The organism is Bradyrhizobium sp. 23, assembly GCF_023073295.1.
Classification (GTDB): domain Bacteria; phylum Pseudomonadota; class Alphaproteobacteria; order Rhizobiales; family Xanthobacteraceae; genus Bradyrhizobium; species Bradyrhizobium canariense_D.
Genome location: NZ_JADPJF010000134.1, coordinates 1 through 15,131 on the forward strand (window position 1 = coordinate 1; position 15,131 = coordinate 15,131).

At 59.6% G+C, this 15,131-nt stretch carries 10 protein-coding genes and 2 pseudogenes; 6 read left to right on the forward strand and 6 right to left on the reverse strand.

Features of this window, described 5'->3' with window-relative positions:
- Window positions 1-227 (reverse strand): annotated as a pseudogene (locus tag IVB32_RS32305) (integrase); the annotation flags it as partial.
- Window positions 228-454: 227 nt separating this feature from the next.
- Here IVB32_RS32305 and IVB32_RS32310 point away from each other — a divergent pair.
- Window positions 455-3,070: a GAF domain-containing protein gene (locus tag IVB32_RS32310; RefSeq protein ID WP_247367774.1), complete on the forward strand. Its 2,616-nt coding sequence runs from the start codon at window positions 455-457 to the stop codon at window positions 3,068-3,070.
- Between the two features lie 203 nt (window positions 3,071-3,273).
- Here IVB32_RS32310 and IVB32_RS32315 read toward each other — a convergent pair whose 3' ends face one another.
- Window positions 3,274-3,639 carry a response regulator gene (locus tag IVB32_RS32315; RefSeq protein WP_346731122.1) on the reverse strand — a complete coding sequence of 122 codons (366 nt, stop codon included), beginning with the start codon at window positions 3,637-3,639 and terminating at the stop codon, window positions 3,274-3,276.
- A 498-nt stretch (window positions 3,640-4,137) separates the two neighbouring features.
- Between IVB32_RS32315 and IVB32_RS32320 the strand changes: the two genes are divergently transcribed.
- A complete protein-coding gene (locus IVB32_RS32320) occupies window positions 4,138-4,641 on the forward strand; it encodes a T6SS effector amidase Tae4 family protein (protein WP_085394002.1) in 504 nt (167 codons plus the stop codon).
- A gap of 475 nt (window positions 4,642-5,116) precedes the next feature.
- Window positions 5,117-6,103, forward strand: coding sequence for an ABC transporter substrate-binding protein (locus tag IVB32_RS32325; RefSeq protein WP_247367769.1), 987 nt, complete (start codon window positions 5,117-5,119; stop codon window positions 6,101-6,103).
- Between the two features lie 126 nt (window positions 6,104-6,229).
- Here IVB32_RS32325 and IVB32_RS32330 read toward each other — a convergent pair whose 3' ends face one another.
- Genes IVB32_RS32330 through IVB32_RS32340 form a run of 3 tightly spaced genes read right to left on the reverse strand, consistent with a single transcriptional unit; the run spans window position 6,230 to window position 11,359 of the window.
- A complete protein-coding gene (locus IVB32_RS32330) occupies window positions 6,230-9,487 on the reverse strand; it encodes a CusA/CzcA family heavy metal efflux RND transporter (RefSeq protein WP_247367766.1) in 3,258 nt (1,085 codons plus the stop codon).
- A gap of 4 nt (window positions 9,488-9,491) precedes the next feature.
- Complete coding sequence (locus IVB32_RS32335) at window positions 9,492-10,751, reverse strand: efflux RND transporter periplasmic adaptor subunit (protein ID WP_247367763.1); 1,260 nt, start codon at window positions 10,749-10,751, stop codon at window positions 9,492-9,494.
- Complete coding sequence (locus tag IVB32_RS32340; RefSeq protein WP_346731123.1) at window positions 10,748-11,359, reverse strand: cation transporter; 612 nt, start codon at window positions 11,357-11,359, stop codon at window positions 10,748-10,750. The genes IVB32_RS32335 and IVB32_RS32340 overlap by 4 nt, the downstream gene beginning before the upstream one ends.
- 148 nt (window positions 11,360-11,507) lie before the next feature.
- On the opposite strand from IVB32_RS32340, the gene IVB32_RS32345 reads away from it, so the two are divergent.
- A complete protein-coding gene (locus tag IVB32_RS32345) occupies window positions 11,508-11,960 on the forward strand; it encodes a helix-turn-helix domain-containing protein (protein ID WP_247367760.1) in 453 nt (150 codons plus the stop codon).
- 555 nt (window positions 11,961-12,515) lie between these two features.
- Here IVB32_RS32345 and IVB32_RS32350 read toward each other — a convergent pair.
- On the reverse strand, window positions 12,516-13,583 hold the full coding sequence (locus IVB32_RS32350; protein WP_247367758.1) for an IS110 family transposase: 1,068 nt from the start codon (window positions 13,581-13,583) through the stop codon (window positions 12,516-12,518).
- A gap of 206 nt (window positions 13,584-13,789) precedes the next feature.
- Here IVB32_RS32350 and IVB32_RS32355 point away from each other — a divergent pair, with 206 nt between their 5' ends.
- Complete coding sequence (locus tag IVB32_RS32355) at window positions 13,790-14,014, forward strand: hypothetical protein (protein ID WP_247367756.1); 225 nt, start codon at window positions 13,790-13,792, stop codon at window positions 14,012-14,014.
- 185 nt (window positions 14,015-14,199) lie between these two features.
- Window positions 14,200-15,131 (forward strand): annotated as a pseudogene (locus IVB32_RS32360) (PAS domain S-box protein); the annotation flags it as partial.

Consider the following 15,131-nt stretch of genomic DNA (forward strand, 5'->3'; position numbering starts at 1 on the left):
GATGCCACGTCATCGACTTTCAGGCCCACCACGTCGCACCCACGAAGCTTGCTGTCGATTGCGATGTTGAACAACGCCAGATCACGGATTCGTCCCTCAACCTGGAGCTTCGTCCGGATAGACCAAACGTGCTTCGGCCGAAGTGGCGGCTTAGCGCCAACGACCGTACCCTTGTTCCACGGGACGCGCTTTTGAACGTTCTCTGCGGATTTTGAGACATCGGTCATGATGACCTCCTCAGTTGATGAGGCTGGTCAGTTTCGAACTCTCTTACGTCGGCTTTCGGACCACAGGAGGCGTGCTTAGGTCCAATTCGATGACTAGAGGTCGCAATTTGACCCTGAACTGACATCGGATCGGCTCGTTCATTTGCACGAATTCTTTGGAGTTTCTGCCCTTCCGGGATACCGCCTCAAGCCAATAGAATGCCTACCCTTGAGATCAGAGGCCGTAGATGACCCAACCGCCCCCGGAACGGAGTAGTGCACGCAAATCGGTTAAAATGGCTCCCAAGGCGAAGCGCAAGACCCAAGCGAAAACCCGGGACCCGAGTGGTCCATCGGCTGCCGATCTGCGGACGGAACTTAGCCGCCTAACCTTCGAACTGGCTGAGGCACGCGAACGGCAGGCGGCAACCGCTGAGGTTCTTCGAGTTATATCGTCCGCTCGCGGTGAACTCGGACCGGTGTTCCAGGCGATGCTTGCCAATGCGATGCGCATCTGCGCGGCGCAATGCGGCTTCATCTATAAGATGGAAGAAGGCGCTATGCGGGCCATGGCGGAAATCGGTGTCCCTCCTGCACTGGCCCAGTATCGTCAGCAGCATCTCCATACAGGCGGTGCAACGACCCCGGTTGATCTCATGGGAGCGACCAGGAAACCAGCGCATATTCCCGATGCCCGTGAGAGCGACGCTTATCGGATGGGCAATCCCAACGCGGTTGCAGGCGTCGAACTCGGCGGTGCGCGGACGGTGCTGTACGTCCCGATGATCAGGGACGACAATATTATCGGAGTCATCAATTTGTACCGGCAAGAGGTTAAACCTTTCACCCCCGAGCAAATCTCACTCGTGGAAAGCTTTGCCAGCCAGGCCATTATTGCAATTGAGAATGCCGGCTTGTTCGAGGAGATCCAGAGACAAACTCGCGAACTTTCCGAATCTTTACAGCAACAGACCGCGACCGCCGAAGTTCTCGGCGTGATCAGCGGTTCTTTCGGTGACTTAGGACCCGTCTTCGACGCGATGCTCGATAAGGCGATGGACCTTTGCGCTGCCGATTTCGGTGTGCTCAATACATTCGACGGCGAGCTATTCCATACCGCTGCCACGCGTGGGCTCCCTCCAGCCTATGATGAATACCGGCGCAACCGGCCGTTGGAGTACGGACCGGGCACGGCACCGGCCCGCCTCTTGCGGGGCGAACCGATCGTAGAGATTTCCGATCTTCGCGACTCGGATGCCTACTTCAGAGGCGAACCCAACCGGCGCGCGCTGGTCGATCTAGGAGGGGCGCGAAGTATTCTTGCCGTTCCGCTCCTAAAGAACGATCAGCTGGTCGGCAACTTCATGATCTTCCGCCAAGAGCCGGCGCGTTTCTCGGAGAAGCAGATATCGCTCCTGAAACAGTTCGCGGCTCAAGCAGTGATCGCTATCGAAAACACGAGGTTGGTTCGTGAGCTGCGCGCGAGCACCGAGGATCTGCGAGAGTCGCTCCAGCAGCAGACTGCGACCGCCGATGTGCTCAAGGTCATCAGCCGCTCTGCCTTTGACTTGCAAACCGTCCTGGACACGCTCGTCGAGTCTGCGGCGCGATTGTGCGAGGCGGATATGGCAGCGATCACGCGCCAGAAGGGGGACGAATATTTCCGTGCGGGCTCATACGGCTTTACCCCGGAGTTCATGGATTACGTGAAAGACATCCCCGTCAAACCGGAACGCGCGACCATTACGGGCCGAACCCTGCTCGAAGGAAAGGTGATACATGTGCCCGACGTGCTTGCCGATCCCGATTATGCGTTTTCGGAGGCGCAGAAACTTAGCGGCAATCCGCGAACATTTCTCGGAGTACCCCTTCTCCGCGAAGGCAATCCGGTTGGCGCACTCGTGCTGCTGCGCCGAATAATGCGGCCCTTTACAGACAAGCAGGTCGAATTGGTCACAACCTTTGCCGATCAGGCGGTGATTGCGATCGAAAACGTGCGGCTGTTCGACCAGGTTCAGGCGCGAACCAAAGAACTCGCGGCTTCCCTGGACGATCTGCGAACCGCGCAGGATCGTCTAGTGCAGACCGAGAAGCTGGCCTCTCTCGGCCAGCTTACCGCCGGTATCGCGCACGAGATCAAGAACCCTCTCAACTTCGTCAACAATTTCTCGGCCCTTTCGGCGGAGCTGACCGACGAGTTGAATGACGTGCTCAAATCCGCCACCCTGACCGACAACATCCGTGCGGAAGTTGAGGAACTGACCCGGACGCTGAAAGACAACCTCAAAAAGGTTGTTCAGCACGGCAAACGCGCCGACTCCATTGTGAAAAACATGCTGCAGCACTCCCGTGAAGGCTCCGGCGAGCATCGTCCTACTGACATCAATGCGGTAGTCGTGGAGAGCCTCAACCTAGCTTATCACGGAGCTAGAGCAGAAACGGCAGGCTTCAGCATCGCTTTGCATCGCGATCTCGACCCTTCCCTTGGTATGGCTGACGTGTATCCACAAGAGATCACGCGGGTCATGCTCAATCTGATATCCAACGGCTTCTACGCCGCTGCGAAACGAAAAGTGGAAGCTGGTGACGGCTTCGAGGCGGTGCTTTCCGCTACGACAAGGAACCTGGGAAACAAGGTCGAAATACGTATTCGCGATAACGGCACCGGAATTCCGGAAGAAATCAGAGAAAAGATATTCCACCCGTTCTTCACTACGAAGCCTTCCGGGGAAGGTACTGGGCTGGGCCTGTCGATGAGCCATGACATTATTGTAAAGCAACACGGTGGCAGCATCGAGGTCGAGACGGAGCTTGGGCTGTTCACTGAGTTCAAGGTCGTATTGCCGCGGACAAAGCAAAGTTAGTTGCCAAACGCCTTCGTCGGTTGACCGCGTCGAATTGTCATGCGGTGCATGAGTCGGGTTGTGGCCCATCGCCACCGTTCAGCTGGTGCCGCTACATGTCAGTTCAGAGGGGTAGAGCGGAGGTTTGCAGCGGAGCGCAAGACCGACGCTTGTGACCCGACTCGGACGTCATGACCCCGCGTGCTCTTGTTGCGCCGCGCCGGTTAGGCCACAGCTTTCTCGATGGCATCCAGCAAGACCTGACATGCGAACGGCTTGCGCAAATAGGCGATGCACCCGCCGTCCATCGCCTCTTTGCGCGTGACCTCATCGTCGCTCGCGGTCATGAAGATGACGGGCCACTTCGATCCCGATGCCGCAAGTTGGCGCTGCAGCTTGAGTCCCGAAATTCCCCCGAGGTGAATGTCAAGCAGAAAGCAGGTTGCCGTCTGCACGCTGTCGCTCTCAAGCAACGCCTCGGCCGAGGGGAAGGTACGGCTCTCAATGCCGTGGTGCGCTAACAGCCGCGCCACGCTCTTCAGTAGGCCCGGATCGTCATCAACCACGATCACGACTGTCGGCTGCGCCATCATATCCGTGTCCCAGCCCTGAGGGAGAGCATATTGGGCTCCTGGGTTTCGGAAAACCGTTGATCTGGATCAACGGAATTTAGTCCGCCCTGAAAACACACGATGAACGGATCGTCGGCTTTAGAAGCACTAGACTAGGACTAGACGCGAACGCAGGATGAGTGGCTTACGCATTGCACTTCCAGAGATGGCCCGAATGCGAACTCTAGGCGGCGTCCCCGGTGGTCGGCTCATGGGAGTAGACCGGAAGCAACCGGCGGCCACTCCGAAGGGTGCTCATGACCCACAAGCGAAGTCAGGCCATGTCTGCTTCCCGGCGTTCCAGATGCTTGCGACCGCGACGGCGGCCGCTTAGTTGGCGCGAAACGAACACCCTACTTCGGCAAAAGCTGTTGACCCGCTCAATGGCTAAGGCAAGATAGCCAAACCACAGTGTGCGCACGCATACCTCTCTCATCGGAGACCGCGACGCTAAGGGTTCAACGGCAAGGGGAAATCATGGGCTTTATCAACATAGGCTACAACGCCTTGCTGGCTAACCATCCAAGTATGACCGACGATTTCAAAACAATGATCAACGGCTCCATAAAGAAATTTCACGACGAACCAGGGCACAAGAATACTTGCGGTTCGAAAATCAGTTGGGCATTCAACCACGTTGATGGTCACTATATTAATTGCGATGGCGACTACGGAAAAGGTGGCGTGCTCGTCAAAAAAGTTCGGTTTCTTATGGACGACGATGGTTGGGAGTATATTTTTTCGACGCTCGATCTTCGGCAGTACCTCAATAATAGGTATGGCTCCGGACAGATGTTTCCGAACACATCTAAACTTGGGAGCCGAAACGGGGTGATCATTTTTGAACCAACAGACACCAGTACCATCGGCCATACGGACATCTGGGTAAATGGGCAGATACACGATGCCGACTTGTACTTTGGCAGTTGGTATTCGGCAGTGACAAACGACAGAGTCTTTTTTTGGGACCTCAATTCGTAACGTAGTGAAAAGCACCGGGTTATATCGGCTAGTGGGCAGCCGGCTTATGCCTGCAACACCGTGGCGGTGACATGAACTTCGTGCTCCACCCGGACGGTCACCCACATTTTCGGCGTCGTTGCTTTCGATAATTGGGCTTGGCCGTGAAGCACCAGGACGTGGACCGTCAAAGTATCCGATTGCCGGAGTGATCGCAGCTGACTTGGCTCGCTCCTCAGATCTCATCTGTTAATTTCTTCCGATAGACCATCGCGGTTGCTGCGATTCCGCTTCTGGCCCGTTGTGTCAGTTGTGGCAGTGCAGCGACACTTCCGCGCCCGGCGGTAGCTCGGAAATCGCGAACTCAGGGTCGATCGATGCGATTGACGGGAAACGCGAGATGGACAGCCTGAGAACTTCAGCGCAAATTCACCTTTGAAGCGAGTCCTGACAATTGTGCATCGCTGCTTCTATCGCGGTGTATTTTGGAGCGGCAATGCGGCGGCGAGATTTCATTAGAGGAATTACGGCTGTTTCGGCAACGTTGCCGGTTGCTGCGGGCGCCCAGCAACTATCTGCGCAGCCGCTGATCGGATTTCTTAGTACGCGCTCGCCCGAAGAAGCTATGATTCACATGGATGCCTTCCGCCGCGGGCTCGAAGAAATGGCCTATGTCGAAGGCCGTAACGTCGCCATCGAGTATCGCTGGGCGAAGGGCGATTACAGTCAATTGGGACCCCTTGTCGCCGATCTGCGGAGCCGACCGCTTTCGGTCATTGTTGCTACCGGCGATCCGGCCGCACTCGCAGCCAAGGCGGAGGCCGTCGCTGTGCCGCTTGTCTTCGTCGTCGGCCAGGATCCAGTGCGCGCCGGTCTGGTCGCAAGTATGAATCGGCCAGGCACGGCCACTGGTGTAAACTTCTTCACGGGCGATCTGGGCGCCAAACGGCTGGGGCTTCTCTGCACATTGGTCCCCTCGGCTCGCGTTGTGGGGCTTTTGCTCAACCCGGCCTTCGGAATGGAAGCGTTCGACGAGTTCCGGCGGTCGGTAGTCAGCGCAGCTCAGTCGCTCGACCGCGAGGTAATCGTGCAGAGCGCAACAACCGATATTGAGATCGAGGCCGATTTCGTCGCGTTGACTAAAGCTGGCGTTTCGGCGCTGATGGTGCAGAACGATCCATTCTTCGACTCTCGGCGGAGCAAGATCATTGCTCTGTCGTCTACTCGCAAATTGCCCGGCATCTTCCACATTCGAGAGTTTCCAGCGGATGGCGGGCTAATGAGTTATGGTGCCAGCCTCGCCGACGCTTACCGCCAGGTCGGAGTGTATGCGGGCAAGATCCTCCGCGGAGCGAAACCGGTCGATCTTCCAGTCCTGCGGCCGACGAAGTTCGAGCTGGTCATCAACATGCGAACTGCGAAAGCACTCACCCTCACGGTACCACCATCCATTCTCATAGAGGCCGACGAACTGATTGAGTGAAATCGGGAGGTGTCCGAACTGGCCCATCAGCGAAGAGGCAGCGGCGCCCCACGAGGTCCGCTCACTGAGGCATGGCGGACCCGATTTGCTCAGGTTGAGTTCTTCGCATGTTGACCCACAGCAGACTCAGACGCCGCCCTTGTTATCGGCGCAGCCCTTGGGGGGCGAAAGTTCGTCTTTCTTTCGAGCATTGCTGGGCTCGTTAGAAAATCGTGCATACAGCGCTGGCAGAACAAAGAGCGTCAGCAAAGTTGCGCTGATCAGACCTCCGATCACCACGGTGGCCAACGGCTTCTGCACCTCGGCTCCGGTCCCAGTTGCGATGGCCATTGGCACGAAACCCAAAGAGGCGACTAGCGCGGTCATGACGACAGGGCGCAAACGCGTGAGCGCGCCAACGATGATGGCCTTCTGCTTCGATCCCCCGTCATTGATGAGCTGCCTGATAAAGCTCAACATTACGAGTCCATTGAGAACGGCAATGCCCGACAGCGCGATGAAGCCGACCGCAGCCGAAATGGAAAAGGGCATGTCGCGCAGCCATAGCGCCACCACTCCTCCAGTGAGCGCAAGCGGAACGGCGCTGAACACGATCAGTGCGTCGCGGGCGGAACCCAGCCCGCTCAATAGGAGCAGGAATATCAGCCCAAAGCAGAGCGGCACAATGATCATGAGCCGTTGCCGCGCCGTGCTCAAGTTCTCGAACTGGCCACCCCAGGCCAACCAATACCCGGCAGGTAGCGTGACTTGCTCCGCGATTTTCGCTTGCGCCTCGTCAACAAGCGAGCCGATGTCGCGACCGCGCACGTTGGCCGTCACCACCACGCGCCGCTTGCCGTTCTCCCGGCTGACCTGATTGGGGCCTTCGCCCACATGGAAACTCGCAAGCTGGCGCAGCGGAACGGTGACGGCCCCGGTGCCGGACCCGCCTTGTGGCAGGGTGACCGGCAGATTTTCGAGCGCCAGGACTTCGCTGCGTTGCGAATCGGCTAGCCGGACAACGATCTGGAAGCGACGATCGCCCTCGAACACGAGTCCGGCCGGGCTGCCGCCGATCGCGACACCGATAACATCCTGCACGTCCGCAAGGTTCAAGCCGCGACGGGCGATCTCCGCCTTGTCGATTCTGACCTCAACAACCGGCAGGCCCTGCACCTCCTCCACCTTGATGTCGGCCGCCCCCTCGATCTCCTTGAGAATGGCGGCAATCTGGTTGGCCGCGCGTAGCATAGAGGAGAAATCGTCGCCGAAGACCTTCACTGCCAGGTCCGCGCGCACACCGGCAATCAGCTCGTTGAAGCGCATCTGGATGGGTTGGGAAAACTCAACTTTGTTGCCGGGCGATTTGGATGCCTCAACTTCGAGCTGGCGGATCAATTCGTCTTTGGGTATCCCTGGATCGGGCCATTCGTCCCGCGGCTTCATGATCACGTAAGTGTCGGCCGCATTCGGCGGCATCGGGTCGGCTGCCAGGTCCGGCGTGCCGACGCGGGAAAACACAAACGCAACCTGCGGCAGGTGGCTCACAGCTTTCTCGATGCTGAGCTGCATTGTTTGCGATTGTGCAAGTGACGTGCTGGGAATCCGTCTGACTTCCATCACGATGTTCTTTTCGTCGAGCGCTGGTGTGAACTCCTGGCCAAGCCGTGCGAACAGAATGGCCGCCCCGACGCACAGGAAGGTCGCGGCGGTGATAACCGCGATGGGTGATCGCGTCGCCGTTGACAGCGCAGGTTGATACAGCGTCTTCAAGCTGTGGACGATGAAACTCTCGGTTTCTTGCACACGTGCGCTGACGAAGATTGCGATCATCGCCGGCACGAAAGTCAACGAAAGCACGAACGCTGTGATCAGGGCGATGATGACCGTCATGGCCATCGGTGCGAACGTCTTGCCTTCCACCCCGGTGAAGGTCAGAAGCGGGACATAGACGAGAACAATGATTGCCTGCCCATACACGGTCGGCCTGATCATTTCAGTTGCGGATATCGTCACGGTATCCAGACGCTCGCTCAGCGAGAGGGTCCGGCCGAGTTCACGCTGCCGCTCCACCATGTGCCGCAGGCAATTCTCGGCGATAATTATCGCGCCATCCACGATCAGCCCGAAATCCAACGCTCCGAGGCTCATCAGGTTCGCACTGATCCTGCCTTGCAGCATGCCAGTCGCGGTGATCAGCATGGTGACGGGAATGACGATGGCGGTCACCATTGCCGCGCGGAAATTGCCCAACATCAGGAACAGCACCACTACGACCAGCAGCGCCCCTTCGGCCAGATTCGTCGCCACAGTGTGGATCGTGGCGTCGACAAGTTGGGTGCGATTGAGCATTGTGCGTGCGCGAATGCCGGGCGGCAGGGTGCGGTTGATCTGGTCGAGTTTGCTCGCAGCCGCGGCCGCGACGGTACGGCTGTTGCCGCCGACCAGCATCAGGGCCGTCCCGAGCACCACTTCGCGCCCGTTTACGCTTGCACTGCCGGTTCTCAGTTCACGGCCGAGCACCACCTCCGCCACATCCCTGATCCGCACAGGCACGGCGTGTCGGGTCGCGACGACGATTTCTTCGATATCACCGAGGTTTTCCACGCGCCCACTGGTGCGTACCACATACCCTTCGCCGTTACGCTCGATAATGTTCGCGCCACGGCTGACGTTGTTGGCTTCGATGGCATGCACGATTTGCCCGAACGAAAGCCCGTAGGCGATCAGGCGTGCCGGATCCGGCTGCACAAGGTACTGCTTCACGTATCCGCCAATCGCGTCGGCGCCCGCGACGCCTGGCACGGTCTTCATCTGAGGGCGGATGATCCAGTCCTGCACGGTACGCAAATAGACGGTGCGCTGAAATTCGTCCACGAGGCGTTCACCTTCGGGGGTGAGATACGAACCGTCGCTCTGCCATCCCGGCTTGCCGTCGCGGACCGAACTGGTCTCTCCGGCGGGCAGATACTCCACCGACCACCAATAGACTTCGCCGAGCCCGGTCGAGATCGGGCCCATCCGAACATCGACGCCGGGCGGCAGGCTCGCCTTTGCTTCGGTAAGACGCTCCGCCACCTGCTGGCGCGCGAAGTAGATGTCTGTCCTGTCGGTAAAGACGGCAGTGACCTGGGCAAAACCGTTGCGCGAAAACGAACGGGTCAATTCCAGACCGGGCGTGCCGGCCAGTGCCGTTTCGATTGGAAAGGTGACCTGTTTTTCGATCTCGACCGGCGAGAGCGCCGGCGCGACGGCATTGACCTGGACCTGGACGTTGGTCACGTCGGGCACGGCATCGATTGGCAGCTTGGTAAGAGACCACGCGCCGGAGAGCGCAGCAGCAAGCGTCACGAGCAGCACCAGCCACCGGCGACGCACTGATGCGGCGAGGATGTATTCGATCATCCCCTCATTCCTCGGCGGACGACTTCAGGAATTCCGCCTTGAGCAGAAACGTGTTTGTGACAGCGATCGTCTCGCCAGCTTTCAAACCCGTGAGTACCTCGGCCAGGCGATCGTCGCTCCGGCCGGTCACCACCGCGCGCTTTTCGAAACCCTCCGCGGTGCGCACGAACACGGCTTTTGCTGCGCCGATGGTCTGGACGGCGCTGGCCGGCACGGCGACCGAAACCGGTTGTTCGCCGGTCGGGACCGCCGCGGTCACAAACGAACCCGGCCGCCATGCACCGCTTTCGTTGGCAACTTCCGCAACCACGCGCGCCGACCGCGACTCCTTGTCGACAAGCGGAGTGATGAACATGATCTTGCCGTCCGCCTTTTCCATGATTCCACGAGCCGCAATCGACACGGGCTGCCCCTCCTTAATTGCGGGAAGGTCGGTTGGACTGACCGCGAGTTCGACCCAGACACGATCGAGATCGACAATCACGAACAGTTCGGTCTCTAAATTATCCCGTCCAACCGCCATGCCCAGATCGACCTTGCGCTCGACCACCCGCCCTGCCATCGGCGCTCTAACCTCCTGCCGGCGCAGCAGGGCTTCCGGCTCGTTTGGCAGAGCCGCGATTTCGCTTTCGCTGAGACCAAGAGCGAACAACTTCTGACGGGAAACATTGAATTTCATTTCAGTCTGCGCGGTCAGGTTTCGGGACCTGAGAAACTGTTGTTCGGTGGCTGCGCGACCCTCCCACAGCGTTCTGTCGCGCTGAAATAATGTCTGCTGCAACTCATTGGTGAGGCGGGCGGCGAGGTATTCGCTTTTGGCGTCCGCGACTTCACGGCTTTCGAGGATGGCGAGCACTTCGCCTTTGATCACTGAATCGCCAATGTTCTTGCGCAGCTCCGCCACGGTGCCGGAGAGTTTCACGGCGACCCTCGCGATCCGGTCGGCGACTGGAATAATCGTTCCCGGAACGATGATGCGGTGGGCGAGGATGCCGCTTTCGGCTTGTGCCAGATCGATGCGCGCTTCCGTCAGTTGCTCGTCGGTCAGGTTGACGATCGCTTGCTTGTCGTCCGACACCTTGCTGCCTTCGCCAGGCGGCTGCCCAGCAGTATCGGCCGATTGCACGGTGGCAGGCGCAAAAGCCAATCCCGCGAACTTGCGCACGCTTTGCGGCAGGCCGGGTGCAAGGCTTGCAACCGCGATCCCGGCTGCAAACCCGAGACCCGTAAACGCCAGTCGCGCCACCCTCACGCGTTCGATCATTTTCGGGACCTGCTAGTTGCGCCGCTGACTTGGCCTGATGAAAGCGGCCACGTGGTTGGCGCCGAAGGGTGAAGTTCGGACATGGCGTGACGGATAATCTGGACGCCACCGGAAATTCCCAATGCGGCCATGATCGCTGCAACGATGATATCCGGCCAACCCGTGCCGGTTCCGAACACTCCCGCCGCCGCCGACAGTACGGCCAGATTGCCGATCACGTCGTTTCGCGAGCATATCCAGACCGAGCGCATATTGGCGTCGCCGGCCCGGTAGCGGAAAAGCATGAGGGCCACCGCAGCATTGCTGACGAGCGCCAGCACGCCGACCACGCCCATCACCTCTGCCTTCGGAAGAGTGCCGGACCACGCCTGAAAGGCCGTGATCCCGATAACCCACAAGGCGAGCGCCAGCAAAGTGATGCTCTTCAAAAGCGCCGCGCGGGCTCGCCACACCAGAACCATGCCGGCGACCCAAAGGCTGATTGCGTAATTCGCCGTATCTCCGAGGAAGTCCAGCGCATCAGCCTGCAAGGATGCCGAACCAGCCGCGATGCCGCTTCCGATCTCGGCCAGGAACATGACCGCGTTGACGGCAAGGGCGATCCACAAGACGCGGCGCCAGCCGGAGTTGCTGGCCGCTGGCCTGCCAGGGGAACACAATTCGTCATTGCAGCAGCCCGGCATTCCTCATCCTCCATACTTGAACTCATATCTTGCATCCTCTAGTGACTAGAGGAGCAAGAGAAAGGTCTCTAAAATGGGTGACGAATGTGCCATCGGCGAGGTCGCCAGACGCACCGGCCTCAAAGTTCCAACGATCCGCTACTATGAGCAGATCGGCCTTCTGCCACCTTTGCCGCGATCCGAGGGCAACCGTCGCTGTTATCGTGACAGCGACATCCGGCGCCTCGTCTTCGTCCGCCACGCGCGCGAGTTGGGTTTCGAGGTCGATGCCATCCGCACCTTGCTCGAATTGCAGGACCAGCCCGAGGACTCATGCCGGGAGATCGATGCGCTTGTCGGCGAGCACATTGAGGCCGTGGACAGCAAAATTCAGCGGCTCGTCGCACTTCGAGGGGAGCTTCAGCACATATTAGCGTGCTGCAAAGGAGGACGCGTGGCGGAGTGCCGCGTCATCGAATCAATGTGCAACTGCGAAGCCCAGCCAAAACTCAAGCGCTTCGTGCGTGACACTGCCCAGCGTCATTGAATGTCGTAATCTGGTTATGGCCCTTCGCGACAGTTCGCGCGGCGCGGCTACATGTCCGAAGTTGGTGCTAGACCGGAAGCAACCGGCCGAGGTTTAAATCAGCGCTTTTGACCCAATGTATGGTCCGGCCGTGCGTTGCAAGTGGTTTCGCCAAGCTGGCGGTGAGCGGTCTTGCATCAATGTATCCGGCCTTTGATTGGAGCATTTGCTCCGGGCCATCATGGATATCAGCGCGCGTGCGTTCTCATTAGCGGACAGGCCTCGATCGGACCATTTGGGTCACCAGTGTTCGCATGCGCCGGGAAGACCGAACCTCCATCTCGTCTCATCCTCTCGCAGACCTCGGCTGGAAACTGTTGATAGGGTTACGTCATCGCTTGCTCCTGATATCGCGCAGTTCCTTTGTTCGAGCCAAGGGCCGTTCCTTCGTCCCGGCCCGCGGACCGTCGATCGCGTCGCGCGCAGGGGCGGTCAAGGCCGGCCGTCGCGCTTGGCTTGCGGCTGGCTCCGACGTTGCCAGGCCGCGCCTTGACAGCGCCGAGCACGGCGCGAGGATTACGCGGGTCGGACGACGCCTGCATCGTCGGTCCTCGTCAGCTCGAAGGCGCGTCCTTTGGCCAGCACCGCCCAGGCGATGCGGGCAAGCTTGTTGGCAAGCGCGATCGCCAGCACGTTGTGGTGCAACCGCCTCTTGGCGGCTTCGATCCAGGATTTGAGGCCGTAACGTTCCCAGTTCTTGATCCTGACCAGCACAACCCATGCCGCCTGCACGAACAGAACGCGCAGGTAGCGATTGCCGCGCCTGGAGATTTTGCCGAGGATCGTGCGGTCTCCTGTCGAGATCTGCTTGGGCACCAGTCCGAGCCAGGCGCCGAAGTCGCGGCCTTTGGAGAATACGTCTCCAGTGCCGATCGCGGCCACCATGGCACTCGAAATGATCGGCCCGATGCCAGGCACCGTCATCAGGCGCGAGCACGCCTGATCTTGACGGGCCAGTGCTTCGATCTCGCTGGATAGGCTATCGATGCGCTGATCCAGCCGGCGCCAGTCGCCCGCCAACTCCTCAATGACACGCAACATGCGTGGCGACAGGGCATCGGTGCGCGTCGCAAGGATGGTGGGCAGTTCCGTGCGCAGGAAGCCGATACCCTGGCGCACGGCGATCCCGCGTTCCAGCATGAAGGCGCGAATCTGGTTGATGATGCCGGTGCGTTGCGACACCAGCCGCTCGCGCACCCGATGCAGCGCCTGCAGATCCAGTTGCTCCGCGGTCTTGGTCGCCACGAACTTCATGGTCGGGCGCTGCACGGCTTCGGCAATCGCTTCGGCGTCATTGAAGTCGTTCTTCTGTCCCTTGCTATAGGGGCGGACATATTTGGCCGGCATCAACCTGGCATCGTGACCAAGCGATGCGAGTTTGCGGCTCAGGTGATGTGCGCCGACGCAGGCTTCCATGCCGATCAGGCAAGGCGGTATATTGGCGAGCCGCACTTCCACTTGGCCACGCGACCACTTTTGCCGCAGCACGATGGCGCCGCGCGCATCGTGGCCCACGACGTGGAACGAGTTCTTGCCGATATCGATGCCGATCACGGCGATCGCGCTGTTGGCTGTCTGAGACATGGCGTGCTCCTTGTCTTGGCGCCCCTGACCAGCTTATCGCTGGCGGGGCAGGAGCACGGCCGGACCATCCCATTAAGAGGACATTGAGGTTCGCGCAGGTCGCGGTTCGTCACCCCGGCTGCCGAGTTGTTCGGATGCGATGCCCGGTATTTCCCGACCCGCGGACCTGATTCAGCCGTGCAAAAATCGTTGCGTTGGATGGAACAGTGAGTAAATTATTGTGCATCACAGTAGCGCTCATGAGTGCTGGCATGGCGGAGTATCGCCTCTATCGCTTTGATAAAAAAGGGCACATTCAGGGCCCCCCCGTGATCGTCGAGTGCGAAGACGATGACGCTGCCGTTGTCCAAGCCAAGCAATATGTGGACGGCGTCGCAATACAGGTGTGGGACCGCGCCCGTCGAGTAGCCATACTGCCCTCCGTAAATTGAGGCCACCTCAGTTTGCGGGCCGCTTTTTCTGAGATTAGGGGGTGACTTTGCCGCCCTCCCGCGGAACCAAAGGGCGCGCCATGCGTTTTGGTGGGTTCGGCGGGCCTCAGGGGCGTCCGCCCATTTCAATAGGCGAGGCCCGCCTCGGGCCGTCGCTCCTCTCGCCCCCGAGAGCCGAGCGCCTCATGTCAAACGTCGAAGAATTCCCGTTTTCCGCGCGCCAAAGGCCCACGCAGTTCGAGGCGCTGGTCGCGGCCGGCCACGCCGCGCTCGATGCCATTCCCGGCGCTGTCTATCTGTCTATCTTTGTGACGCGGACGGATTGCTCGTCGCCTACAACACCGAGGCCGTGGAATCTTGGGGGCGAACACCTGACCCTGCCAAGAAGGAGCGCTTCTGCGGTTCGCATCAGCTCTACCTGGTCGATGGAACTCCTCTTGCCCATGCCGACTGTCCGATGGCCGCGGCGGTTCGTCTGGGAACGCCTACGCGCAATGCCGAAGTCATAATGGCACGGCCGGATGGCTCCCGCTTTTCGGCCCTGGTCAACATCCGGGCGTTGCGCGATCATTCTGGCGGCATCCAAGGTGCCATCAATTGCTTCCAGGACATCACCGGACGCAAGCAGGTGGAGGAGGAAGTCCGCCGGAAGACGCAGGATCTGGAGGACTTTTTCGACAACAGCGCTGTTGGTCTTCATATCGTCAGCGGAGAGGGGATTATCCTTCGCGCCAATAAAGCCGAATTGGAACTGCTTGGTTACGGGCCCGAGGAGTACATAGGGCGCCACGTCGCTGAGTTTCATGCCGACGCGCCGGTGATCGGCCATATCCTTCAGCGCCTTTCATGCGGCGAGCCGCTCGATCGTTATCCCGCGCGGCTGCGGGCGCGTGACGGCTCCATCAAGCATGTGCTGATTACGTCGAACAGCCGCATTGTCGAGGGCAAGTTCGTCAACACGCGCTGCTTCACCACAGATGTCACTGAACTCCGTATTGCCGAAGAGGCACGGAACGCTAGTGAAGCCAGGCTGGCGGCAACTTATGAGGCCGCCATCGTCGGCATCGCTGAGACCGATCAGAGCGGGCGCTTCTTGCGGGTGAATGATTCCCTCTGC